This window comes from Campylobacter sp. (assembly GCF_019423325.1).
Classification (GTDB): domain Bacteria; phylum Campylobacterota; class Campylobacteria; order Campylobacterales; family Campylobacteraceae; genus Campylobacter_B.
This window is the reverse complement of the sequence record NZ_JAHZBQ010000003.1, coordinates 305,488-330,837: the sequence shown is the minus strand read 5'-3', so window position 1 is coordinate 330,837 and position 25,350 is coordinate 305,488. Positions and strand designations below refer to the sequence as shown.

Sequence of the window (25,350 nt, the reverse complement as noted above, 5' to 3'; positions counted from 1 at the left end):
TGCTGAGATTTAGAATTTATACTAGTTATAAATAAATTACGAAAATACTTCAAAATTTTATCAATAAAAATCGTAAATGTTATGTATTTACTTTAAATTTAGCCTAGGTTTCGAAGCGTGTCGCTATCATTAAGATGAAATTTCACCGAAAGGAGTAAAAATGAGAAATTTTGTTGCAAAAGCATTGTTGCTTAGTTCTTTAGCTGCAGTAAGCGCGATGGCGGAGGGACTTTTCATAGGCGGCGAGGGCGGATACAATTTCAAAAACCAAGCTGCAGGTTTTGATGACGGACAACCGCAAATCGGCGTTAAAGCCGGATATGACTTCGGCACGTTTAGAGCTTACGGCGGGTATTTTTACGGATTTAAGGGCGAGGATTCCAGCTCGAATGCCAATTCGAAAAGAAAGGTTAAATGGAGCACGCACGATTTCGTAGCCGGTGCGGATTTTACGCCGGAGCTTTTCGGTAGATTTAAGCTTGTCCTAGGCGCTTACGCTGGGCTTTCGGTGTTAGATACTGAAGTTAAAATAGACTATAGCAATGGCGGCTGGGTTAGAGCGGACGATACGCTGGGTGGCTTTATTTTGGGCGGCAAGATAGGTACCGCGTATGAGTTTGGCTCCAATAGCGAGATTGAAATGGGCTTTAAAGCAAGCAAGGCGTGGTATAAAGACGGCGATTATATCGAAGATAACGACGGTAAAAAATACGGCGTTTACGCAGGATATAATTATAAATTTTAAGAATTTTCATATTTTGAGGCATTGCACTGCTTTCATAGAGCCTTGATGCTCAGTGGCTTTGCAGAGTGTCAGGTAAGGCTAGCTTCGTCGCAAGGCTTTACTAAGTTTTAGTAGAATCTTGCGACGAGGTTTAAATTATGATGAATTTAACGTCTTTAAATTCCATCATCAAATTTTAACTCATAGAATTTCGTCAATAAAATTCCATCTCGAGCTTTGTCGGCGAAATTCCACTCCTGTGCTTTTGGATAAAATTTCGTTCATTTTAGAGATTAGGTTAAAATTTTAATGACGTCAAAAGAAATTTTAGATAAAATCAACACTTTCATACCAAAATTTTACTCAAAGGATAGAGATGAAGAGTTACGTTACGGGCTTTCCGCGTATCGGAGAGCAGCGCGAGTTAAAGAAGGCTTTGGAGAGCTATTGGGCGGGCAAGTGCGATTATGACGCGCTAGAGCGGGTTGCCTCAGAGCTAAAAGATCGTAACATCAAATATCAGCTGGATGCTTGGAGCGGCTTAATTAGCGTAAACGACTTTTCATACTACGATCTGATGCTCGATACCAGTGTTCTTTTCGGCGTGATTCCGCAGCGCTTTGCGGCTCTTTCGGCGCATGAGCAGTATTTTGCGATGGCGCGCGGCAGTAAAGACGCAGTCGCGATGGAGATGACGAAGTGGTTTAACACAAACTACCACTATATCGTGCCCGAGATCTCGGCGTATACGGAATTTAGCCTAAATCCTAGTAAAATTTTAAGCGAGTACAAGGCCGCGAAAAATAATGATTTTAAGGATTCCTGCGCGCTAAAGATAAATTTAATCGGACCTATTACTTACTTGGCGCTTAGCAAATCAAGCGACAAAAGTGATCCGCTCGCGCATTTAGATGCCCTTGCCGCGAAATACGAGGAATTGCTAAAGCTTCTTAGCGAGCTTGATAACGAGGTCGTAATTCAGATCGATGAGCCGATCTTCGTAACGGATCGCGCAGCGGAGCTAGCGCCAAAGATCGAGCCTGTTTATCAGCGCCTAAGCAAGGCTGCAAGCAACGTAAAAATCATCTTTATGACTTATTTTGAGCATGCGACCGAGGCCGTGCGCGAGATAGTAAAGACCGATGTTTGGGCGATCGGACTCGATTTTGTCTACGCAAGCGAGGAGAATATCAAAAAAGAGCTTCAAGCTTTAAAAGACGCTAAGACCGTGCTCTTTGCGGGCGTGATCGACGGGCGCAATATCTGGAAGAGCGACATCGACAAAAAGCTAGCCCAACTCAAAGCTATCGAGGCCTACGTGCCTAAGGAGCGTATCTATGTGGGCACCTCCTGCTCGCTTTTGCACGTGCCTTTCACGCTAAAATACGAGGACAAGCTAAGCGCCGAGATCATATCCTGGCTAAGTTTCGCGGTTGAAAAATTAAGCGAAATTTCGATTTTGACCCATCTCTTCTTTGAAATTCCGATGTGCGAACACGGCATGAAAGCTTACAAAGAAAATCAAAAATCCGCTAAAACTCGCGCTAGCTCGCCTCTAATTCACGACGAGCGAGTGCAAAGCCGCGCCGCAAATTTAAATAAATTCGAGCGCGCCGATCGCTACGAGGATCGCATCAAGGTGCAGAAAAAAGAGCTAGGATATGGAATTTTACCTACCACTACGATCGGTTCCTTCCCGCAGACTGCTGAGCTTCGCCAGGTTCGCAACGCCTATAAAAAGGGCTTAATTGGCCGCGAAGCCTACGAGCGCGACATCAAAGCCTATATCGACGACTGCGTCAAATTTCAAGATGAGATTGGCCTAGACGTACTGGTTCACGGCGAGCCGGAGCGTAACGATATGGTCGAGTATTTCGGCGAACAGATGAGCGGATACGCGTTTAGCGCCAACGGCTGGGTGCAGAGCTACGGCAGCCGCTGCGTGAAACCGCCGCTACTTTTCGGTGATGTGAGCCGTCCAAAACCGATGACCGTGGAGTGGATCAAATACGCTCAAAGCCGCACTAAAAAGATTATGAAGGGCATGCTAACGGGACCTGTTACGATGATGAACTGGAGCTTCGTACGCGACGATAAGCCTCGCGATCAGATCGTAAAACAGCTTGCGCTCGCGATTTTCGATGAAATTTCGGATCTGCAAGACGCAGGTATCAAGATCGTTCAGGTGGATGAAGCGGCGTTTAAAGAGGGCTATCCGCTTAGATCTGAAAACGTCCCTGCATACGAAAAATTTGCCGTTAGTGCCTTTAAGCTCGCCGTCAGCGCCGCAAGCGCTCACACGCAGATCCATACACATATGTGCTATTCGGAGTTTAACGACATAATCAAAACGATAGAGGCGATGGATGCCGACGTCATAAGCATCGAGACTGCTCGCAGTGGCAACGAGCTGCTTCGAGTTTTCAAATCGGTCGGTTATAAGCAAGAGGTCGGTCCGGGCGTTTACGACATCCATAGCCCGCGAATTCCTAGTGTGCAGGAGCTCGTAAGCCAGATCCGCGCGCTGCTTGAGGTGCTTCCTAAAGAGCAGCTGTGGATCAACCCGGACTGCGGTCTAAAAACCCGCAAATGGGAAGAAGTTCGCCCTAGCTTAAAAAATATGGTCGAAGCGGTAAGGATCATCCGCGCAGGGGAGTAAATCTAGCGCAAAAGAGACTTTGCTGCCGAGCAGAATCCCGTCCGGCAGCCGTTTTGCGATAGAATTATGTGAAACGTTTATTTCGAATATGGACCGTTAAAACATCTGCGCGAAATTTTACTTCGAACGAGCATTAAAGGGCAGTGCGAAATTTCACTGCGTCCGCTTGGCAAGCATATTTGATAGCCGCTAAGTAATGCAGCAATATGAAATTTCGCGCAAGATTTACTGATTTCGCAGTTAGGCAAGTTCGGGATTTTTTTAAAATTCGGCGTAAAATTTCATCTCGACTGATAGCTTAGAATTTCATTGCAACTGCTTGCTTGCTTGAGACGAGGAGCGTAAATTTTATCGCGATTGCCTTGAAGGCGGGCTGGGGCAAGAGATAAAATTTTAAATTCTTGCAAATTGATCCCTTGTGCACACAAACCTAGCCAGCCGAATAAAAAATGCTGAAATTTGCAATTTTACGCGGCGTTTTATGAACTGTTTGTGCCGCTAGATTAGAATTGCAAAACGCGAGCCAAAGCCGGTATCGTTGCGCTAGAAATTTTAAATTGCAAATTAAAATTTACATTATCTCGTTAGAATGGCTGGATTGCGAAGCGAGATTTGGCTCTGCTAGGTTAAATTTCAGCCAAGTCAAAATCTATGTAGCCGCATTAAATTTACGACTAATTTTGCCTAGCTAGCCTGAAGTTGCGTTGTCGCGCTAAATCCGAGTCTAGAGCCAAAATTTTACGATGCGAAGCTCATTGATTTTAACTTGCGTTTTGTTCGAAAGAGCGAGGCTGACGCAAGGCGCGTTTGCGTTACCATAAAATTAAAAGAGCCTTTATGGAGGCGCAGATCTGCAATTTGCAGTAAAAATTAAAAGCCATGACTTTGGCTTATAAGGCGCAGCTTTTAGATGATTTCTATTGCGCCTTAAAGTGAGATTTTGCTTAATAATTTTGCGCGACAGATTTTAACGGGCGGAATTCTATTATCGCTGCAAAATTTTTGGCTTTTAAAATTTTGCTTTGTAGAATTTCAGCCCTCATAGTTGTGATGAAGTGTGGCTCATCTCATTTCGTAGGATTTTAGCGGCATCGCGCGTCTAATTTATATAACATGATTTCAAAAGGCGCTTATTTTTAAATCCTGCGGGTAGAACCTGCGAGACTGCGTTTGCGAGGTTTTGTAAGAATTTGATGCAAACCGCTCGGCGCGTTTAAAAATTTTATTTGTGCGTCGAGCCCTCATTTGCGTTTAAAATTTTGCCATTGTGGTGGAATTTTGCTCACGTGGCAAGGGCTCGCATGCAAGCTGTCCATGAATCTAAAGATTTGGATGCTAAATTTATTCGCGCATTTAACGGCGTAATGCCGCACCTGTGCATAAAATCTCGCGTTGCAAGCGATTTAAAAAAGCTTTTTCGCTTCGTATAAATCTTGCGCCGCGAGCGTTTAAAAGCCGCAAGAGCTTTAAAAATTTAAATTGGAAAGATTGAATGACATTTTTTTCGCCCGAGTTTGTCCTCGCTTTTTTAGCGTTTTTAATCGTTTATTGGACGCTCAAAAATCATATTTTCGCGCAAAAAATCCTGATCCTGCTGGCAAGCTACGGCTTTATGTGCTCCATAAATCCGCGTTTTGCGCTGGTGCTTGCAGCCTATAGTGCCTTCGTATATTTTGCAGGGATGTGTATCGCGCGCGCTAATCGCGTAGTTGCGAAAGCCATCCCGCCCGCAAAGCAGTCTTCGCACAAGAAAAAGCTCTCGCGTAAAGCGGCAGCCAAGCAGATGAGCGCAGCAAAACAAGCTGGCATAGCAAAGCAGCTCCCACTACCCACTGCGAAGGCGCGTGCAGTGATGCTTGCGGCAGTTGCTGGCGGCTTATTTTTTCTCGCATTTTTTAAATATTACGGCTACGTCAGGGAGTTTTTCAATGCCGCGCTTGCCGCGCTGCACCTAGGTGCCGTCGATAGCGTGGCGTTTCCGCTTGGAATTTCATATTATGTTTTCATGTCGATCACCTATTTCGTCTCGGTTTATAGGCGCGAATGCGGTGAGCAGGGCTTTTTGAGCTTGGCGTGCTTTTTAGCGTTTTTCCCTAGCGTCGTAATGGGCCCTATCGGGCGCGCTAGCGCTGCCAAGGGCGTAGAGCCAGTACTGCCACAGTTTGATCGCTTCAAGCACTTTGGCAATGCCGATGAAATTTATGTGCTTATAATTTTTGCCTTAGTTAAGCTGCTGCTTATTAGCGGCTATTTGGGCGCGTATTATAGCGATGTGATTTCAGGCGTTTACGGCGACGAGCCTGAGTCCTCCGCGGCGCAAATTCTAGCTGCACTGCTACTTTATGGCGTGGTGCTTTATACGAATTTTAGCGGCTTTATCGATATGGCGCGGGCGCTTGGGCTTGCGATGGGCTTTAAGCTGCCGCAGAATTTTAATATGCCCTATGCGGCTAAGAATTTAGGCGAGTTTTGGGATCGCTGGCATATCAGCTTATCCACATTTATACGCGATTATATTTATATCCCGCTCGGCGGCTCGCGCAATGGCTTTGCGCGCACCTGCGTAAATTTGCTAATCGCGTTTGCGCTATCAGGCATCTGGCACGGCGCGGGATTAAATTTTTTGATTTGGGGGCTTTTGCACGGAGCAGCACTTGTATTTTTAAAATGTCTTGCCAAAGTAGGCGTAAAGTCGCTAAATCCGCATTTAGCGCTTTTTTGCACCTATATTTTTGTAAGTTTCGCTTGGATTTTTTTCGCCAATTCCCTGCCAGATGCGGCGGCGATTTTGAGCGCTTTTACCCGCGCACGAGCTTTCGGAGATATTGGTGAGCTAGCGGTGCTTGCGGTGATTTTAGCAGGGATTTTTGTTTATCCTAAAATCTCAGCTCTTAAAGATACTTTGATCGTGCTTTTTGCCGAGCTGCCGTTTTTACCTAAAGCTCTCGTGCTCGGCATGATCTTCACGCTGATTTTCGCGCTGATGCCAAGCGGAATTCCAAATTTCATCTACGCAGGATTTTAGATGCTTAGGTTTGTTTCGACTTTGTTTTTTGCGCTGCTTTTCTCGGCATTTTTTATGCAAGGCTCGCTGCTTTATTATTTGGAGCAGCGATTTCACGATGACTTTGGGCTAGAAGAATGGCTGCGCCGCTCGCCGTTTCGCGTAGGTAGAGAGATCTACGAAAAGATTGCAAATGGCGCAGATAAGCTAGAGCAGCGTATCAAAGGCGAGGACATTAGCAAGGATGAGGACGCAAGTCCGCATAGCGGAAGCAAAAATTTTAAAAAACCTGCGCAAGATCGTATGGCGGAAAATCAAGCTTTGCAAAGTATGGGGGCGCGAGATCACGATGCTTCGCAAAGCGTTAAGTCGCAAGGTAGCAAGCCGCAAGCCCATGCCGCGAAGAATTCTGCCTTAAATAATTCTACGCATCATTTAAAAACGCGCGATTCTGCGCAGGAGCCTTACGCACAAAATTCCATCCCTCAAAATTCTACTTCGCAAAATTCCGTGTCACAAAGCCAGACTACAACAAGCTCTGTGCCGCACAGCTCCTCTGCGTCGCAAAATTCCGTCACGGCAAGCGCAACCTTGCAAAGCGGCGAGAATTCCGATTCTCAACTTCCCGCTCCGCAGGCCTTGGAGCAGAATTTAACGACGCAAGGCTCCGTGGAGGTTGATGCTAAAATTTCGCTTAGCGACGATGGCAAAATCCGCCTAAATGCAGGCGATGAGGTGCTTTTTATGGGTGATAGTCTGATGCAATACGTGGGGATGAATGCTAAGAAATTTTTCCCGAAGCGAAGCCTGAGGGTGATCGATCTTAGCAAGCAATCTACGGGGCTTGCGAGCAAGAAATCTTTCGACTGGCAAAAGACGCTCGATACTGCGCTTAGAGAGAATGGCGGCGTTAAGCTCGTAGTCGTGCTGCTGGGCGCCAATGACGTCTGGGAGTACCGCGCGGGAGGTAAAACTTATGGCATTAAAACGCCGCGCTGGCGGGAGTTTTACGCCTCAAGGGTGCGCGAGATCTACGATACGGCGCACTCGCACGGTGCGGGAGTGCTGTGGCTTGCGATGCCGTGTATGCAAAAGCCAGACTTTGAGGAGAAAACGCAGCTGCTAAATCAAATATATGCCGACGCGAGTATGGCGCTTGGCGGGTATTTTATGCAAACAACCCCGCTGGTGTGCGAAAAAGGCGCCTATAAAACCTATCTGCAAAGTGGCTCGAAGCTCGTGCGCGTGCGTCAAGACGACGGCATTCATATGAGCAAAGAGGGTTGCGAAGCGGTAGCAAAAGAAATTTTATCAAGGATTGAAGTTGAGTAAGTTTATAGTGATTTTATTTGCCGCATTATTAGGCGGATGCGCGGCAAACGCAAAAAGCTCTGCGGGCTTTGGAGTGAAATTTTTTGGCGATTCGCATTTAGGAAGCGATGCGCTGATAGATGCTTTCAGGCACGGCTTTTTCGTGCAAAATAGCGTCGGCTTCGTGCCTGCAATGATGCCTAAATACCACAAAAGTGAAAATATAGAATTTAAGCAAAGCGGCTTTAATATAATCTCATCCCGCACCGAGCAAGATCCCGATTTCCCGTTATGCGGAGTGATCGCTACCGGCAAAAAGGGCGCTAATGTGCGACTGGAGCTAAAGCAGCTTAGCGGCGATTTTTACGTCGAAATTTTACATAAATCGGATCAGAGCGGCGAGATTTTTCGCGTACGCGATGCAAGCGGGCTAAGCGCGTATATTTCGCAAGAAGTGCCGCAGAAATGGGAGTATTCTAAGCTGCGACTTAGATTTCCGATCGAAATTCGATCGCTACGTGATGGAGCAGAGCTTGGAGGATATAAAATTTACCGCAAAAACGCGCGCTTTGCAGACTCTTGTGCGAGCAACGGCGCGTTTAGCAACCTCTACGAAAAATGGGGTGCAGATGCCTTTGGTAGGGATTTTTCGGGACTTAGATACGATCTCGTAGTCATCGCTTACGGCACAAACGATGCGATGGATCCGAAATTTGACGAGCAAAAATTCTACCAAAGCGTCCGTGGGCTGCTTCGCTCCGTCCGCTCCGCAGCTCCTGGTGCAAAAATCCTGCTCGTAGCACCGCCGCGAAGCCCTAAAGTGCCAAACGCCTCACGCGCTGCGGAGGTGCTAGCGCATCTAGCGCGAGACGAAGGGGCGATGTTTTACGACATAGCCGGTCTTATGGACGAGGATGGCGGCTGGCGCGGCTGGCGTGAGCGTGGGCTGATCCGTCCCGACGAAATCCACTTGCAAAAAGAGGGCTACGAAAAAATTGGCGCAGCACTGGCGACGAAATTGCGCGGCAGGCTTTAAATTTAATCTTTAAATTTAGGTGGCTAGCTGCGAAATTTACAAAGTTCGCTGTGAAAATTTACAAAGCTCTTTGTGGAAATTGCACAATCCGCCGCTAAATTCACGTGGTTCGCTATAAATTTACAAAGTCCGTTGCTAAATTTAAAATTTAGCGGCAGCAAGCAAAGCTACGCTTGCTCGGATTTCGCTGCTTAGATCCGCGCCGCGAAATTTAAATCAGAAGCTGCGGCTTTAAATTTACGCGTCGATAGGCTTGATACCTGTGCTTTTAAAATATGTCGCCCAAATTTACGCTTTTAATTTGGATTAAATTTATGTGGTTACGGCTAGGGGCAAAAGGTCTGTGCGGTGTGTGCCGCGTAAATTTAGCGCTTCAAATTTCATTCGCACGGGCTGCGGCAAAGCGCGGCAGCCAGATTAAAGGAGAGGAACATGATATATCTTTGCGGCGATACGCACGGAATAAACGAGATCGGTAAAATAACAAACAAAGCCTTTGCGGGCGGACTTAGCGCCGATGATTTCGTCATCGTGCTCGGAGATTTCGGGCTGTTTTGGAGCGAGCGGATAGATGAGTTTATGGCGCGCAAAAATATAGAAAGATATTTTCCCGCCACGCTTCTTTTCATAGACGGCAACCACGAAAATTTCGATATGCTGGATGAGCTGCCACGCGAGCGGAAATTTGGCGGCACCGTGGGCGTGGGCGGCGAGAATATTTTTTGGCTACGGCGCGGCGAAATTTACGAGATCGCGGGGCGGCACTTTTTATGCTTCGGCGGCGCGCTTAGCGTCGATAAGGCGCATCGGATACCGGGGCTTAGCTGGTGGGCGCGCGAAATTCCGAGCGAGGAGGAGTTTGCTTGTGCGATACGAAATGCGCGCGATTTCATCGCCGTGGGCGGACGGATCGATGCGGTACTGAGCCACACGGCGCCGGGGTTTGCGATGAAATTTTTAAAAGAGTACCTTTGGTGCGGCAAAAGCACTCCCGATAAAACGTCTGAATATTTAGAGCAGATCTTTGAGCTCGTAAGGCCTGAGCGGTGGTATTTCGGGCACTTTCACGGCGATAAGAAATTCCATGCGCACGGCTGCGATTTTTATCTCTGCTACGATGAAATTTTAAAATTTGAGGACTAGTCTTGGGCTCACAGCAGCGAAATTTAGGGCTTTGCAAACTGCGAAATTTCGCTCATAAATTTTAAATGCTGAGGCGCATGAAATTGAGCCTTTATATTAAAATTTAAGCTAGTTTGGCTACAATGTGGCACTTTTTTAGAAAGGAATAAAGATGAAGGTTGTAATTACTTATTGTAATTCTTGATCTTATAGACCGCAAGCTCTCCGTGTGAGAGATGAAATAACAAGCGTCTATAAGGATGCAGTTGTCGAGTTGGTCCCTGGTGGCAGCGGAGACTTTCTAGTAGAAGTTGACGGCAGAAAGCTTTTCTTCAATAAAGATTTTGCTAAGCCTCGTTTCCCAAGTGAAGGTGAAATTTTAAATCTAATTAAAGTTGCAGCCTAGCTCAAAGCCCGAAAGTGGGTCGCAAGGTTTGCTTTCGGGCGTTTTTTATACTCAAATTTCATATCCGTAAATTTAATCGTAAAGCTATTTTAAATTTTGCCAAAATCAGCGCTGCGTAAAATTTGAACTAAATTATCCCGCATTTTGGCGAATTTGAAAAGCTATTTTAATCAAAATTTACGCGACGATCGCGGTTTAAATTTTATCGCTCGGAGTTTATAAATTTCAAAAGAAAGAGGAAATTTTTGCGAAATCAAAATTTCGCAAAAACAGGGGGGGGGGATTATTTATTTGCGCGCTCGATATACTCGCCGCGGACGGTGTCAACGCGGATGACCTCACCTTCGAGCACGTGAAATGGGATCTGTACCACGGCGCCGGTCTCAAGCGTGGCGGGCTTTTTGTTACTGCCCTGCGTATCGCCGCGGAAATTTGGCGCAGTTTCTACGATCTTAAGCTCCACCACCTGCGGTACATCCACGCCGATCGCTTTACCGTTGTAAAACATTATATTTACCATCATGCCATCTAGCATCCATTTTTTCGCCTCGCCCACGTCCTCGTCGCTGATCGCGATCTGTTCGTAGCTATCGGTATCCATGAACTGACACGCCTCGCCGTCGTCGTAGAGATACTGCATCTCTTTTTCCTCAAGATTCGGCGCCTCGCATTTATCGCCTGCGTGGAAGGTCTTTTCAAGCACCTTGCCATCAATGAAAGATTTTATTTTAACGCGCACGAAAGCAGGTCCTTTTCCCGGTTTTACGTGTTGGTATTCTATGATTTTAAACGGAATTCCGTCCACCTCGATTTTTAGACCTTTTTTTAGATCGCCCATTGAATAAGCCATAAATTTCTCCTTAAATTAATGAGGCGCGATTATAACAAATTTTATTTTAAATTGATATAATTGGCGAAATTTTAAGGGGAGAGAAGCTATGAAAAAAATCATCTACGTTTTGGCTGCGTGTGCGGCTTTTGCGCTTGGCGCGAATGCGAACGAAGCGGAGTTTGTAAAAAACCTAAAGCAAAGTCTAAATGATAAAAACGCTCAGCTCATCTCGATCGACAAGCTAAACTCGCTAAATGGGCTAAATTTGCTGATCGTCCGCTCGGGCGATAAAAAAGAGGCGTTTTTGGCTAGCGACGACGGCAAAAGTCTAGTGGCGGTAACGGAGGATCCTAAGCTTGCAGACGGGGCGGATGCGGCGCTGTTTAAGATGAGAACTCAAATTTTAAAGGACGCCAGAGATGCCGCCGCACTTGAGCTACTAAAAAGCATAAATCCGGCGAGATTTGCTTATATCGAGTCTTTTGATAAAAATAATCCCTACGTGACCTACATCGTGGGCGATCCGGAGTGTCCGTATTGCGCCGAGGAGATGAAGAGGATCACGAAGTATCTTCGCAACAGCAACGTAAAATTGATCTTTGCGCCGGTGCACGGCAAGAGCGCGTTTATCAAATCGGCGCTGGTTTTAAAGCAGCTAAAAGCCCTCTCGCCGAGCGATCAAAAGGGTGCGATCGACGTGATCGAGAAATACTACGACAAGGATGTGCAGGTAAGCGATGCGGACGTCTCAAAAGCCGAGCTTGACGCCGTATACGCGGACACCAAGACGCTCTTTTCCAAAGGCGTGATCAAATCAGTCCCATACGTGATTAAGGTGAAAAAATAGTCTGAATTTACGGAATTTAGGGCGCGGGGTTTGTGCGCGGACAGCGCGAGTTTGCTTGCGGTAGTGCAAGTCGCGCGCAGCGCAGTCGTCCGCGCAAGCTGAAATTTCACAAAATTCCGCCGCTTTAAAATTAAGCCTTTAAGGCTTTGTAATGGAATTTGAAAATATAAAATTTTGCTATCTAAGCTTAATAACGCCGCCGTTTTCATTTAGAATTTTTGTGACTTCGGGCAATTTATATGTTTGCATGCAGAATTCATAATTTTGGCTTGCGCCTTTTCGTATCTCCAAACTAGCGTTTTTGCCCGTATCGATTGCGGTTATAGTAAAGCAACTGACATAGCTCGTCGTGCCTAAGCTAATTGAATTCGGAGCTATCTGCTCGACCGTCATGCTTGTCATCTTGTCTGGATTTTCGTCGAATCTACCTTGCGATACGTAAAAATCAATATAGTCTTTTATCACGATTTGCAATTTTTTCGATAATGCCTCGTAGACCTCTTCTTTACTCATTCTGGGGGCTTTAGTGAAAAATTCTATCTCCTTTTTTAAAAGCCTACATTTTGGGCTAACTGCATCGCCTCTACATTCCTCCAGTAGATAAATCAGCCTATTTTTGGGTCTTGTAGAGTTTATCGGCAAATTTGTGGTAGCTAAAGACAGAAAGCATTCCACGTCGAATTCCGTATTTCGCACCTCTTTGCGCTCGCACATAGCTTTGTATTTTTCATCTTGCGCCTTTACCTCTTGCCTTGATGCTGCTTGCATCACGCTATTATAATAGATTTTAAAATACGCCATGACGGCTCGTTCGCAGTTGTCGTAAATCTCTGCCGATTCTTTGGATAGATCGGCTAGGGCGCACGCCTCGGAGACGCTTTTTGCTTTATCCGGATTGGCGGCATAAAAATCCTCCGTTTGAATATCCTCTATTTCTCCCCTATCGCATCCAGCCAAGCTTAAGCTCAAAAGCACGCCTAACGATACTGCCAAGACCCTATTTTTCATGATAATTCCCTTATAATCATTTATTTTACGTCCGTATTCAAAGTAAAATTTTAAAATCCTCGAGCGAAAAGAGTAAAATTTTATCGCTTTTTAGGTTTTGTAGCTCGCCGCTAAAGCCGCTTTTGGAAAACAGCGCGAGCAGATCGGGCGCGAGACGTGCTTTTTCGCATTTGAGTATGAGCTCGTTTAGCACGTTTTTTGAAATTTTTCGCTCCTTGTATTTGCACTCGCCCGCGACGCAAAAGCTCTCAAATTTCGCGTAGATATCGATCTCGACCTCTTTGTTCCAGAAGCTTGAAATTTGCGAAATCTCTAAATTTAAATACTTCGCGAGCAGCTCTTTGCTTAAAATTTCAAACCCGAGCCCCGCGTAGGCGTTGAAATCCGCTTTGATTAGGCTTAGCACGCGCCCTATCTCGCCCAGACGTAGCGCGGGCAGATTCGGCTCGATAAATCTAAACCAAAACCTCGCAAAGTTGCTGCTAAAATGGACTTTGTCAGTGATATGGTAGCGGCGTAGCGCGCGCGGGAGGCGGTCATTTTTGCGCTCTTTTTGCGCCCTTTGCTCGCTTGATTTTTCGGTGATTAGAAACTTCGCGTTTATGAGATCTGCGGTGATTTTTTGCGCCGTAAACCGCGGCAAGATTTTTGAAATTCCTATTTTTTTGCGGTCGCTTCTAGCGAATTTCATCAGCGCCTTTTTGATCTGCTCTTCGTACTCGCCACCGAATTTAAAGCGCTCGCCGAGACGTTCAAAGCAGAGCAAAATTTCATTTTCGATCGCTTCGAAAACGTCTGCGTAGCCGCTTATACAGCCGATCTCGTCAAATACGAAATGAAACTGCAAAATCGCGTCGATACCAACATCGCCTAAATTTCGCGCCGTGTCTTTTAACTCGTAAATTTCGCCCTCCTTGCGGGCGTAATTTTAGCGAGTTTGGATATAATTTGCAAAAATTTTGGAGCCGCGCTTTGGATTTTGAAACGATCAAAGGAAATATCATCTTAAAAGAGGGGGTCAAATACTTCGATTGCGCCGCCTCGGGCCTTGCGTATCGTCCTATAGAAGCGGAGATCGAGCGCGTGCTTGCAACATATGCCAACGTCCACTCCGCAGGCGGAGCGAGCGCCGAGATTACAAGCGATTACTACGAAAACGCAAGGGCCAAAATCAAAGAGCTTCTAGGCTGCGAAGAGCGCTACTATTTGATCTCGTGCGGATTTGGCGCGACCGCGGCGATTAAGAAGCTTTGGGAAATTTTAGGCATCTACCTGCCGCCAGCAACGCGAGATAGGCTCAGTTTGCGGCGCGAGAGCTTAAAAGAGCTGCCGCTTTTCATCATCTCGCCTTTTGAGCATCACTCCGTGGAAATCAGCTTAAGACAGGGGCTTTGCGAGGTCGTGCGCGTGCCGCTGGATCCAAGCGGGCTGATGGATTTTGCTCGGCTGAGTGAAATTCTATCCGCAAACAAAGGGCGCGAAATTTACGGTGTACTTACCGCGGCATCGAACGCAAGCGGGCTAAAGCTTGATTACAAGCGCGCTTACTTGATGTTAAAAGCGCACGGCGGGCGGCTGTTTGTGGACGCTAGCGCGCTCATCGCGCACGAAAACGTAGATCTTGGCTTTTGCGACGGTATGTTTTTCGGCGCGCACAAGCTTTTGGGCGGCGTGGGCGCTAGCGGGATTTTGGCGGTGCGAAAGGAGCTTTTGTGCGGCGAGGAGCCGACATTCGCGGGAGGCGGCACGATCAAATACGCAGACGCCCTAACGCAGCGCTTTATAATCGACAAGGAACGCTTGGAGGAGGCGGGCACGCCGGGCATCATCGCGCTGGTGCGAGCTTATCTTGCCCTAAAGCTTCGCAAAAGCGCGGGGCTAGAGGCGATCAAGACGCGTGAAGAAGCGATTTGCAGGCGCTTCATAAGCGAAATTTCAAAAATCCCCGAGATTGAAATTTACGGCAATCTCACCGCGCCGCGCGTGCCGATCTTTGCTTTTAATATGCAAGGGCTTGGCGCGGACGCGCTAGCCGGAGTGCTCGGGCAGAAATTTGAGATCCAGACTCGCGCAGGATGCGACTGCGCCGCGCCTTACGGCTTTGATCTGCTCGGCTTGCAACCCGATACCGAAATGTCGCGCAAACCCGCTTGGGTGCGGGCTAGTTTCTCGTTCATCCATGACGAAAGCGACGTGGATTTCTTAGCGGAGGCGCTAAGACAGATCGCTAAAATTCGCGATAAAATCACCTTCGTAGCGGGCAAATATCGCTGCGGCAGTATAAATTGAGCTCGCGAAATTTTATAGCAAGAGCCGCTTTTAAATTGCACGGCGTGGGATTTTGCGACATAAAATTTTATCGGTGGAATTTTGTAGCGTAAAATTTTATGCGCGGCTCAGGCAGCAGATACTCCGCGCCGATTGGGGCGTGAAATTCTTCGGCATAAAATTTCGCGGCTTAGAATTTTGAAATTTTAAATTACGAGCTGAATTCTGGCGGTAAATTTTGTGCTGAGGAGCTTTGCGCCGTGAAATTTTAGCGGCAAAATTCCGTGCCGCGCGGATAAATTTTAACGCCGCCAAATTCCGAAATTTCAAAATTTCGCTATTCGAATGAGCTTCGCAATTTTTGTATTTCGTGAACGCATGGAAAATTCTGCGCCGTGAAATTTAGCCGCAAATTTTGAAATTTTACAAAGCCGAGTTTTGCTGGCAAATTTCCGCGGCGAGAAATTTTACCGCAGAGCCCGTGGCGGTGAAAATTGGCGCGCTCGTCTGAAAGCTAAATTAAGACGCGAGCGCTTGCGATAAGAGCGCAAATTTTAAGAAGCGAAATTCTGCGCAGCCAAAAGGCGCAAAATTTCACTAAATTTACTCGCCAAATTCCTTTTGCAGCTTGTAAACTTTATCGTAATCGACCCCCTCGATGATGCGCGGACGCGAGGCGTTGAAATCGGCGTTTATCACCGAGCGAGCGGGATCGTACTCGGGCAGCTCGGTCATCTCTAAAATTTCCGCGATCGCGTGGATAAGATCGTCGTTTAAAAACGGCCTGTCTTTGGCTGCCGCGATGCGCGTCCAAAGATCAGCGTTTTGCTCTTTAAATTTATCCGACGCCATGAAAATCAGCGGAATTTCGAGCGTGAAGCGGTTGATGCCGCCATGGATCAGCTTGCCGCGGTACTGATAAAGGCTCTGGGCGTGGTCGCTGAAATAGACTATCAGCGTGTTGTCGCTCGCAAAAATTTTATAAATTTCGCTTACGATAAAATCGTTGTAGGCCACGGTGTTTAGGTAGTGCGCAAGCTCTTTTTTCTGCCCCTCATCAAGCGGCTCGCGCGAGATATCCGCGGCGCTAAATTTAGCAAAGCTTTTCGGATAGCGAAACTCGTAGCTTGGGTGCGAGCCCATTAGATGAAGGATGAAAAATTTATCCTTTTTCTGCGTACCATTTACCTCTGCGGCGGAGCTTTCGTCCTTGCGCGCAAGGGGCGATTTTCTCGCGCCCGATTTGAAATTTTTTATGCTAGGAAGCATAACTTCGTCGAGCGAGTAGGCGTATTTGTAAACCGGGATTTGATTCGTAAAGTCCGAGTGATCCGTCATCTGCGCGCTCGCGCCGCTTGCGACCGCCCACTGCCCGTAGCGCTCCTGGTTGCTGATCCAAAAGGTCTCGTAGTTTGCCAGCCGTGCGAGATTTACGATGTCGAGGTTGGCGCTCCACGGGCGCTGCTTTTCGCTCTCGTAATTTCCGAAATTTAGCACGTATTTTAACACGTCGTTGGTCTTGGCGCCCGGCGAGACGACGTCGCTAAAGGCGATTAAATTTCCACTTTGCTCAAGCGCTTGCAGATTCGGTGTGGTGGGCAGATAGTAGCCGTATAGGCTCATGAAATTTCGCTGCAGGCTCTCTCCGATAATAAAAACGACGTTTGAGATGCGGTTTGGCGCGGTTTTATGCGAATGCGAGGCGTAAATGCTTTGGTATCCCGCTTGTAGCTCGCGCACGCTTTTAAAATCGGCGCCGAAATAATCCTTCGTAACGAAAGCAAAGTTGTAAATCGGAATTTTATTTAGCGCGATTATGATGCTGGCGCGCATTTTCGAGCTTTTGGCTACGTAGCTTTTAAACGCCGCATGTGCGATAAAAACAAGCAAGCTAAGCAGAAAGGCTAGCTTTATCGCGCGACATAGCTTCATCCGTGCTCGCTGGCTCACTCTAAGTCTAAGGGCAGCGAAGACGAAAATTAAAAGCGCCAAAAAAGCCGCGATAAGCTTAAAATTTAAAAACGCGTGCGCGAACTCAAAGGCTTCCTTGGGCGTCGTTTGCACTAGCGCGTCCAGCGTGCCGTGCGAGTAGGTAAGCTCCAGGCTAAAGATCAAAAAAATCTGAGCGATCGCAAAGATTACGTTTATCGCCAGAAGCGCAAAGGCGAGAATTTTATATAGCCTGGCGCTGTAAAAGCTAAGCGCGTAAAGCGCGAAAAAAAGTATCGTCACGCCGCAGATCGCAGATGCCGCAAAAAACAGCGCCTGCGCAGAGAGCAGCTCGCCGCTGCGCGCGATAAGAAGCAGCCCGAGCGCTAAATTTAATACCAAAACTAGCGTGTATGCGTTTAGCACCGCGCCGCCGAATACCGATAGGAGGCTGAATCTGTCTTTTAAAAATGCGCCGATATTTTTTGCTAGGCTCATGAAATTCCTTTGATGATTGCGTTTAAAAAACGAAGATGAAAAAGATGGCGCCGATTAGAATTCTATAAATTCCAAACGGGATGAAATCGAACTTCGAGACGAAGCTTAGAAATAGCTTGATCGCCGCAAGCGCCACTACGAACGCCACTACGCCGCCTACGAGAAAGGTTGTGATATTAGCGGAGTTTTGCGCGAAGGTGTCTAAATTTTTATAGGTGTCGTAAAAAGTCGCCGCAAACATCGTAGGGATCGCGAGTAGGAAGCTAAAGCGCGCGGCTAGGTTTCTGCTTAGCCCGCACAAAAGCCCTGCGATGATGGTAGCGCCGCTGCGCGAAGTACCCGGCACCATCGCAAAACATTGCGAAAGCCCGATGATGAAGGCCTGAACGTATGAGATTTGATCCAGATGTTCTAGCTCGTCCTCTCTCGGGCGCACCTTGCGAAAGAGCTCGACCGCGATAAAAATAACGCCCCAGCCGATCAGCGCGTAGGCGACGGTCTGTGGCGCGAATAGAGATTTGATGCTTTTATAGAGCAAAAAGCCGATCGCTGCAGTGGGGATGAAGCCCACGATAAGTTTGCACCAGAGCTTAAAATCGACCAAAAGCCGCTTGTAAAACATCGCGACGACCGCTAGGATCGAGCCTAGCTGGATAACGACCTCGAAGCATTTAAGCGTGTCGGTCTGCTGCAAACCCATCAGTTTTGCGGCCAGGATCATGTGCCCGGTCGAGCTTACGGGCAGAAACTCCGTCAGCCCCTCGACGATGCCTAAAATCACGGCGTCAAATATATTCATCCATTTTTTCCTTTAAATTTGCTAAATTCTGCGTAATTGAAGCGGGTCTGTAGATCGCCTCTACCATAGCGATATAATCGGGCTTGAGGACTAAAATTTCATCTAAATTTTCTAAGCTTATCCCGCCGATTACGGCGATTGGGAGATTTAAAAATTTTCGCGCCTCTTGCACGAGCGCATCGGGGCAAAGCAGCGCATTAGGTTTTGTCTTGCTGCGCCTTAGCGAGCCGAAGGCTACGTAGCTAGCGCCCTGCGCTTCGGCCTTTTGCGCGCGAGCAAGACCAGCGTAGCAGCTAACGCCGATGATCTTATCCGCACCTAAAAACTCGCGCACCTGCGCCGTCTCGCCGTCGTCCTTGCCGATATGCACGCCGTGCGCGCCAAGCTTTTTGGCAAGCGTCGCATCGTCGTTGATGATGAGTTTGGCGCCGTAATCCTCACAAAGACCGATGAGAGAGCGGATTAAAGCTTCATCCTGCGCGGCGAGCTTGCTGCGGTACTGCACGAGCTTTACGCCGCAGCGTAAAATCTCATCTATCTGCGAAAAGATAGTTTGCGGCGGCGTTAAGGCATCGTCGCTAAGCGCGTAAATTTCACTCATCTATCTTTTTCGGCATCGGCACGCCGTTTAGGATGCAGTTGGTAACATCCCAAAATTTTGCGCTATACATTCCGCGCTTAGCCTCTTTGGCCTCCTCGGCGGCTTTTAAAAGTAGTTCGCTATCGTCGGTTGTCGGAACGGCAAACCCTGCTGCCACTAGATCCAATCGCAGATTGCTTTTAGGATCGCTTGCGTCGCAAACATAGGCGTCATTGCCGCGATCGATTAAATTTACGTAGTAGCGCTTGCCGGGTTTTATCACAGACTCGAGAGCTTTTTTATATTCTTTGTCGAATTTCTTTAGCTCCTTAGCGTCCGTTATGCACCTAGAAGCACCCGCGGCGATTATGTTTAAATTTTTTAAGTCGCAGGGAAAGAAACGATCTTTTTGAGCCTTTCTGAAAGTAAAAACGAAGCTTCTGCCGTCATTGCCAAGACCTGCAAACGCAGCGATGCCGTATCTGTCTTTTTGCTCCGCAAAGCTTTGCGTGCAGAGCAAAATCGCAAGTGCTAAAAATATCTTTTTCATAGGATTCCTCTTAGGCGGCGCAAATTCTGCAAGAGGAATTTGCGCCTAAATTTTGCGGATTATTTTAAATTATACTTTTCCAAAAGCTTTTCGTAGCTTCCGTCTTTTTTCATCTCCTCAAGAGCTGTATTAAATTTAGCGAGTAGCTCGGGATATTTGCCCTTATCAAATGCGATAGAAAAGCCCTCGCTGCCGTCGGATTCTTTAAAAAATGCGGTTAGATCGTCGTTTTTCTTAAGATATTCGTAGCCTACGGATGAATCCACGCAAAGCGCATCGATCTTTTTGTTTTTAAGCGACATGACGGCTACAAAAACGTTCTCCGTAGCGCTAACCTCGGCACCTTTGATATCTCTGATCGCAAGCTCTTGAATGGTACCTAGCTGCGCGGCAAGGCGCTTACCCTGCAGATCCGCCTTAGAATTTAACGAGCTATCGTCCTTGCGCTTGATATATAAATTTTCGACCTTGTAGTAAGGATTGGTGAAATCGATCGCCTTTTTGCGATCCGGCGTCGCGCTCATACCCGAGGCGATCATATCGATCTTGCCGCTTTTAATCGCAGGGATTAGCCCGTCAAAGCTCATATTTAAAATTTCATATTTCACGCCCGCTCGCTTTGCAAGCTCGGCTACCAGATCCATATCAAAGCCCGTGACTTTGGAGTTTTCATCCACGAACTCAAACGGCGGATACTCGGCGTTCGTGCCTACGATGAGCGTATCTTTGGTGATGTCTTTAGCGACTAGCGAACCGCAAAGCAAAGCGCTCGCAACTAAAAATCTCATAAATTTTTTCATTTCCCTCTCCTTTAGTGGTTTAAAATTTTATTTAAAAATTCTTTCAATCTCGGATTTTGCGGATTTTCAAATACGTTTTTAGGCGTATCGTCCACAGCGATATTGCCGCCCTCCATAAAAAAAATCCTATTCGCGACATTGCGTGCAAAGCCCATCTCGTGCGTTACCACAAGCATCGTAATGCCCTCTTTAGCGACCTCTTTCATTATGCCTAATACCTCGCCGATCATCTCGGGATCTAACGCCGAAGTGGGCTCGTCGAATAAAATCACATCCGGATTTACCGCCAAACTTCTAGCGATTGCGATGCGTTGCTTTTGCCCACCGCTAAGCTTGTGCGGATAAGTATAGGCCTTATCGCTAAGACCGACCTTTTGCAGTAGCTCCTCTGCTTTTGCGTAGGCTTGTTCTTTAGTATAAATGCCCGCTTTTATGGGCGCTAGAGTTAAATTTTCCAGCACGTTTTTATTTGCAAAGAGGTTGAAATGCTGAAACACCATACTAACTTTGCGGCGAATTTTATTAATATCAGTGTGCTTATCGGTAATATCCTCGCCGTCTATTTTAATAGTGCCGCCGCTTGGAATTTCAAGCAAATTTAAGCAGCGCAAAAAGGTCGATTTACCGCCGCCACTTGGACCGATGATCGCTACGATATCGCCTTTATTTATGCTCTTTGAAATTCCTTTTAACACCGATAAATTGCCGTAGGATTTGGTTAAATTTGATATTTCAATCATTGCGGTTTAACCTACTTTCTAGCATTTTTACTAAAAACGAGAAAAATTTCACGCTTGCATAGTAAAGCACTGCGGCAAAAAGTATCGGCTGGACGGTATAAAGTGCCGCCTGCATGCTTTTTGAAAAAAACGTAAGATCGGTAATTGCTACGAGACCCACGACCGAGGTTTCTTTAAAAAGGCTAATAAACTCATTCGCAAGCGCGGGCAAAATGTTTTTTATCGCCTGCGGAAAGACGATCTCTTTCATCGCCGTGCCGTAGCCTAGCCCCATCGCGCGCGCAGCTTCCATCTGGCCGCGATCGACGCTGTTTATGCCGCTGCGTACGATCTCCGCGACGTAGGCTGAGCTATTAAGCCCCAGCGCAAAGATTGCAGCTGCGATATTATTGCTCCACGTAGCAAAGATAATAAACACGAACACCATAAGCTGGATAACGATTGGAGTTCCGCGGATGATATCTACGTATTCGTCGATAATGAAGCTTAGAAATTTATTGTTTAGAAATTTTAAAAATGCCAGCATAAATCCTAATGCGATACCGATCACAATGCCGCCGGAGGTCAAAATAAGAGTGATGCCGTAACTTTTGGCGTATGAAATTTTTTGCGCTTCGCTCAGTTCGGGATAAGTGAAATAAAGCCCCACGGCGATTACAGTCAAAACAAATACGACCTTTAAAATTTTCTCGTTCAACCAAGGCGCCTTTTTCTTAAAATTTAAACGGCAAGAATACTAAAATTTCGTTAAAATCTGGCTAAATTCCGAAAGTAAAATTTTATTTGAAATAGAGTAAAATTAGCTTTTTTAAAAGGAGGCAACGATGAGCTTTTGGACCTATTGCGCAATCGCGATATATTTCGGCGCGCTTATTTTTATAGGTAGGTATTATTATGACAAGAATGCGAGCTTAAGCGAGTATCTGCTCGATAATCGCCGCTTGGGCCCATTCGTAACGGCGCTTAGCGCGGGCGCTAGCGATATGAGCGGCTGGATGCTTTTGGGGGTGCCGGGCGCGATGTTCGCAACGGGGATTTGCAATATCTGGATCGCCCTAGGACTTTGCGTGGGCGCGTGGTGCAATTATAAATTTCTTGCAAAAAGGCTTAGAATTTACACCGAGGTAGCAAGCGACAGCGTCACGATCCCTGATTTTTTAGAAAACCGCTTCAAAGACCGCACCAAGACGCTTCGCATCATCTCCGGGCTTTTGATCATCATATTTTTTACGCTCTACGTTAGCAGCGGCATCATCGCGGGCGGCAAGACCTTTGAGAGCTTTTTCGGGCTAAATTTTACATACGGTGCGGTCGCTACGATCTTAATCGTCGTGTTTTATACCTTTTTCGGCGGATTTAAGGCCGTCGCGATCACCGACGCATTTCAGGGCGCACTGATGTTTGCGGTGCTTATTTTGATCCCTCTATTTTCTTACCGCGCGCTGCAGATCCCTGCGGACAGCTCCTTTTTTGCGCAGGTGCGGCTATACGGCGCGAGTCACCTCGATCTATTTTACAATCAAAGCTTCTTGGGCGTTTTGGGTCTGCTTGCTTGGGGGCTCGGATACTTCGGACAGCCGCATATCATAGTGCGCTTTATGGCGATTAGAAGCTCGCGCGAGCTTGATAGCGCGCGCCGCATCGGAATTTCGTGGATGGTGCTAGGACTAGTAGGCGCGATGCTTAGCGGCCTGATCGGCTTTGTGTGTTTTTCGCAAAAAGGTCTTAGCATAGACGATCCCGAAAAAATTTTCCTAGAGCTCGGTAAAATTTTCTTTCACCCATTTATCTTAGGCGTCATAATCTCTGCGGTGCTGGCGGCGATTATGAGCACCATCTCAAGCCAGCTTTTGGTAAGCGCGAGCGCCGTTACGAAGGATTTTATCTTCGCGTTTTATAAAAAAGAGGTGAGCGAGCGCACACAGACGCTAAGTAGCCGTATCGCCGTCGTGATCATCGCCGCGCTCGCCGCGATCTTGGCGTTCGGCTCAAACGATACGGTGCTAAACGTCGTGGGTAACGCTTGGGCGGGATTTGGCGCGAGCTTTGGAGCGGTGCTGCTTTTCAGCCTGTATTCTAAAAAGATGAGCGCGCTCTCTGCTTTGGTGGGTATGCTCGTGGGCGGTATTACGGTCATTTGCTGGATCTTATCGGGGCTTTCGGCGATCGTTTATGAGCTACTGCCGGGCTTTTGCTTTTCGGCGCTTGCGATATTGCTCGTAAATCGCTACAACTCCGTGCTCGATAAGATGGCGGATGAGCCTAATGCCGCGCAAATTTCTCAGGAATTTGAAAAGATGAAAGAGCAGAGTTTGGGAAGTAAAAATGGCTAACGTAAAGTGCCCGCACTGCGGCTTTCAGATCGATATAGACGAGGCGCTGCAGCGCGATATCAAGGCTAAATTTGAAGATGAAATTTTGCAGCAGAAGCGAAAGTGGCAGCAGCAGCAAAACGAAGCCACGCTTAAATTTGAAGCCGAGATCGCCGCTAAGCGCGAGGAGTACGCGAAGCATCTGGCGCAGCTGCAAGCGAAGGAAAACGCCTTCGAGCAGCGCGTAAAAGCGGCGACCGATTCTGCGCTAAACAGCGAGCGGGAGAAAATTTTAGCGCTCGCAAAATCTCAGATCGAGAGCGAAAACGCGGCGAAATTTGAAATTTTACAAAAGGAACTGCAAGAAAAATCACAAAGAATTTCCGAGCTAAATTTAATAAAGGCTGAAATGGAGGCGCAAAAGCGTAAATTTAGCGAGCTTGAGGCCGAGAATAAAGCCAAATCCGAGATCGAGCTAACCAACCGCGTAAACCAAGAGCGTGAGCGGCTTTCGAAGCAAATTTCGCAGGAAAACGAGCTGAAATTCCGCCAAAAAGATGAGCAGATCCAAAGCCTAATCGGCCAAATAAACGAGCTTAAGCGTCGCTCGGAAGTGGGCTCGCAGCAGCTTCAGGGCGAGGTGCAGGAGCTTGCGCTGCAGGAGTATCTGCGGCTAAACTTTCCTTTGGACGAGATAGATGAGGTCAAAAAGGGCGCGCGCGGCGCAGACTGCGTGCAGATGGTGCATACGAGGGAGTTTGCGGGCTGCGGTAAAATTTTATATGAGAGCAAGCGCACGAAAAGCTTCGAGCCCAAATGGATCGACAAACTCAAAGATGATATGATAGGCGAGGGCGCGCAGATCGGCGTTATCGTCACCGAGCAGATGCCGCCTCACAGCCCTAGGCTGCACCAGGCGCCGAGCGATCCTAGCATCTGGATCTGCTCGTTTGAGGAATTTAAGGGGCTTTGCGCCGTTTTGCGCGAACACGTCGTGGCGCTTGCGTTTGCCAAAAGATCGGGGCAAAATCAAGATAGCAAAACGGCGATGCTCTACGACTATCTGACCTCGCCCGAGTTTGCCAACCAGATAAAGACGATCGTCTCGGCATTCGTCAGCATGCAAGAGAGCCTAAATAAGGAGCGCAACGCGATGGAGCGCATCTGGAAACAGCGCGAAAAACAGATAGCGCGTGCGCGAGATGGAGCGATCGCGATGCACGCAAGCATCAGAAGCATCGCAGGAAGCGGCGTAGCCCAGCTGGAGGATGTCGATGAAATTTTAAGCCTCGAGGCGATTGCGACGGAGGGCGAAGCGGACGCGCTTCAAGACCAAGACGGCGACGAGACGCCATAGCGGCATGCGGACAGATCGCGGCTATGGCGAGAGCACGAAGCGAGTTTGCAGTGCGAGGAGCTTGCGTCGTGAGGCCGAAATTTCATAAAGTAACGCGATATTTGTCTACGGGCAAGCGGTGCTGAAATTTCAAGAAATAATTGTTGTATGCTTTTGGGTTTGCGAGGTTGGAATTTTGCTTGCGAATTTTATCTCGGCAGAAATATGCCGTACTGTGTAGCGTGGAAATTTCAAGTGTAAAATTTTAAATTCATAATTAAGGAAGCGCTTCACGTCGCGAAAATTTGATTTGGAATTTCTATCTTGTATCCCAATTAGGAAGATTTTACACTAAAAGCTATAGCAAAATTTTAAGAATTCACTTTGTTGTACCGTAAAAATTTTAAAATTTTGGTTCGCAAAATTCATAAAAATTTATAAAATTTTTCAAAATCCTAGCGTTAAAATTTTAAAATTCCTAACTTTTTCAAAATAAATTTTAAATTTTGCAAACTCCCTTGCCATAGCCATTTGCGTGGCAAAATTTTATCGCGCAAAAGTGCTTGTTACCAATCGTTAACTGCCCCCC

The 25,350-nt window shown here is 47.1% G+C and carries 21 protein-coding genes; 11 read left to right on the top strand and 10 right to left on the bottom strand.

Features of this window, described 5'->3' with window-relative positions; all coding sequences use genetic code 11:
- The first annotated feature begins 160 nt into the window (after positions 1-160).
- The 7 genes from QZ367_RS09435 to QZ367_RS09405 all read left to right on the top strand — a co-directional run bounded on the left by QZ367_RS09435 (position 161) and on the right by QZ367_RS09405 (position 10,262).
- Positions 161-745 (top strand): hypothetical protein, encoded by a 585-nt coding sequence (locus tag QZ367_RS09435; RefSeq protein ID WP_291940050.1) that lies wholly within the window; start codon positions 161-163, stop codon positions 743-745.
- Positions 746-1,100: 355 nt separating this feature from the next.
- Entirely contained in the window at positions 1,101-3,383 is a 2,283-nt protein-coding gene (gene metE, locus QZ367_RS09430; protein ID WP_291940048.1) for a 5-methyltetrahydropteroyltriglutamate--homocysteine S-methyltransferase, read from the top strand.
- 1,492 nt (positions 3,384-4,875) lie between these two features.
- Positions 4,876-6,408 carry an MBOAT family O-acyltransferase gene (locus QZ367_RS09425; RefSeq protein ID WP_291940046.1) on the top strand — a complete coding sequence of 511 codons (1,533 nt, stop codon included), beginning with the start codon at positions 4,876-4,878 and terminating at the stop codon, positions 6,406-6,408.
- Positions 6,409-7,719 (top strand): DUF459 domain-containing protein, encoded by a 1,311-nt coding sequence (locus tag QZ367_RS09420; protein ID WP_291940044.1) that lies wholly within the window; start codon positions 6,409-6,411, stop codon positions 7,717-7,719.
- Positions 7,712-8,734: a GDSL-type esterase/lipase family protein gene (locus QZ367_RS09415; protein ID WP_291940042.1), complete on the top strand. Its 1,023-nt coding sequence runs from the start codon at positions 7,712-7,714 to the stop codon at positions 8,732-8,734. The genes QZ367_RS09420 and QZ367_RS09415 overlap by 8 nt, the downstream gene beginning before the upstream one ends.
- Before the next feature lie 432 nt (positions 8,735-9,166).
- Positions 9,167-9,877, top strand: coding sequence for a metallophosphoesterase (locus tag QZ367_RS09410; protein WP_291940040.1), 711 nt, complete (start codon positions 9,167-9,169; stop codon positions 9,875-9,877).
- Between the two features lie 151 nt (positions 9,878-10,028).
- Positions 10,029-10,262 carry a SelT/SelW/SelH family (seleno)protein gene (locus QZ367_RS09405; RefSeq protein ID WP_291940039.1) on the top strand — a complete coding sequence of 78 codons (234 nt, stop codon included), beginning with the start codon at positions 10,029-10,031 and terminating at the stop codon, positions 10,260-10,262.
- Between the two features lie 283 nt (positions 10,263-10,545).
- Here the strand turns inward: QZ367_RS09405 and efp are convergent, their stop codons facing one another.
- A complete protein-coding gene (efp, locus tag QZ367_RS09400) occupies positions 10,546-11,112 on the bottom strand; it encodes an elongation factor P (protein ID WP_005871146.1) in 567 nt (188 codons plus the stop codon).
- Positions 11,113-11,200: 88 nt separating this feature from the next.
- On the opposite strand from efp, the gene QZ367_RS09395 reads away from it, so the two are divergent.
- Positions 11,201-11,941: a hypothetical protein gene (locus tag QZ367_RS09395; protein ID WP_291940035.1), complete on the top strand. Its 741-nt coding sequence runs from the start codon at positions 11,201-11,203 to the stop codon at positions 11,939-11,941.
- 177 nt (positions 11,942-12,118) lie between these two features.
- Here the strand turns inward: QZ367_RS09395 and QZ367_RS09390 are convergent, their stop codons facing one another.
- Both QZ367_RS09390 and QZ367_RS09385 read right to left on the bottom strand, forming a co-directional pair.
- Positions 12,119-12,949: a hypothetical protein gene (locus QZ367_RS09390; RefSeq protein ID WP_291940033.1), complete on the bottom strand. Its 831-nt coding sequence runs from the start codon at positions 12,947-12,949 to the stop codon at positions 12,119-12,121.
- Positions 12,950-12,986: 37 nt separating this feature from the next.
- Positions 12,987-13,796 (bottom strand): DUF234 domain-containing protein, encoded by an 810-nt coding sequence (locus QZ367_RS09385; protein WP_291940031.1) that lies wholly within the window; start codon positions 13,794-13,796, stop codon positions 12,987-12,989.
- A 101-nt stretch (positions 13,797-13,897) separates the two neighbouring features.
- On the opposite strand from QZ367_RS09385, the gene QZ367_RS09380 reads away from it, so the two are divergent.
- Positions 13,898-15,238, top strand: coding sequence for an aminotransferase class V-fold PLP-dependent enzyme (locus tag QZ367_RS09380; RefSeq protein WP_291940029.1), 1,341 nt, complete (start codon positions 13,898-13,900; stop codon positions 15,236-15,238).
- Between the two features lie 582 nt (positions 15,239-15,820).
- Here QZ367_RS09380 and QZ367_RS09375 read toward each other — a convergent pair.
- From QZ367_RS09375 to QZ367_RS09345, 7 genes are read right to left on the bottom strand one after another with little or no spacing between them, the layout of a single operon-like run.
- Positions 15,821-17,644, bottom strand: a complete 1,824-nt coding sequence (locus tag QZ367_RS09375; RefSeq protein WP_291940027.1) for a phosphoethanolamine transferase — start codon at positions 17,642-17,644, stop codon at positions 15,821-15,823.
- A 22-nt stretch (positions 17,645-17,666) separates the two neighbouring features.
- On the bottom strand, positions 17,667-18,443 hold the full coding sequence (locus tag QZ367_RS09370) for an undecaprenyl-diphosphate phosphatase (protein ID WP_291940025.1): 777 nt from the start codon (positions 18,441-18,443) through the stop codon (positions 17,667-17,669).
- Complete coding sequence (gene thiE / locus QZ367_RS09365) at positions 18,430-19,044, bottom strand: thiamine phosphate synthase (protein ID WP_291940024.1); 615 nt, start codon at positions 19,042-19,044, stop codon at positions 18,430-18,432. Before thiE ends, QZ367_RS09370 begins: the two co-directional genes overlap by 14 nt.
- Positions 19,037-19,573, bottom strand: coding sequence for a hypothetical protein (locus QZ367_RS09360; RefSeq protein WP_291940022.1), 537 nt, complete (start codon positions 19,571-19,573; stop codon positions 19,037-19,039). Before QZ367_RS09360 ends, thiE begins: the two co-directional genes overlap by 8 nt.
- A gap of 59 nt (positions 19,574-19,632) precedes the next feature.
- Positions 19,633-20,373 (bottom strand): basic amino acid ABC transporter substrate-binding protein, encoded by a 741-nt coding sequence (locus tag QZ367_RS09355; protein ID WP_291940020.1) that lies wholly within the window; start codon positions 20,371-20,373, stop codon positions 19,633-19,635.
- An 11-nt stretch (positions 20,374-20,384) separates the two neighbouring features.
- Positions 20,385-21,113 carry an amino acid ABC transporter ATP-binding protein gene (locus tag QZ367_RS09350; protein WP_291940018.1) on the bottom strand — a complete coding sequence of 243 codons (729 nt, stop codon included), beginning with the start codon at positions 21,111-21,113 and terminating at the stop codon, positions 20,385-20,387.
- Positions 21,106-21,768 (bottom strand): amino acid ABC transporter permease, encoded by a 663-nt coding sequence (locus QZ367_RS09345; protein WP_291940149.1) that lies wholly within the window; start codon positions 21,766-21,768, stop codon positions 21,106-21,108. Before QZ367_RS09345 ends, QZ367_RS09350 begins: the two co-directional genes overlap by 8 nt.
- A gap of 169 nt (positions 21,769-21,937) precedes the next feature.
- Here QZ367_RS09345 and putP point away from each other — a divergent pair, with 169 nt between their 5' ends.
- Together putP and QZ367_RS09335 are read left to right on the top strand one after the other, a co-directional pair.
- Positions 21,938-23,446, top strand: coding sequence for a sodium/proline symporter PutP (putP, locus tag QZ367_RS09340; RefSeq protein ID WP_291940016.1), 1,509 nt, complete (start codon positions 21,938-21,940; stop codon positions 23,444-23,446).
- On the top strand, positions 23,439-24,782 hold the full coding sequence (locus QZ367_RS09335) for a DUF2130 domain-containing protein (RefSeq protein ID WP_291940014.1): 1,344 nt from the start codon (positions 23,439-23,441) through the stop codon (positions 24,780-24,782). Before putP ends, QZ367_RS09335 begins: the two co-directional genes overlap by 8 nt.
- Positions 24,783-25,350 lie beyond the last annotated feature (568 nt).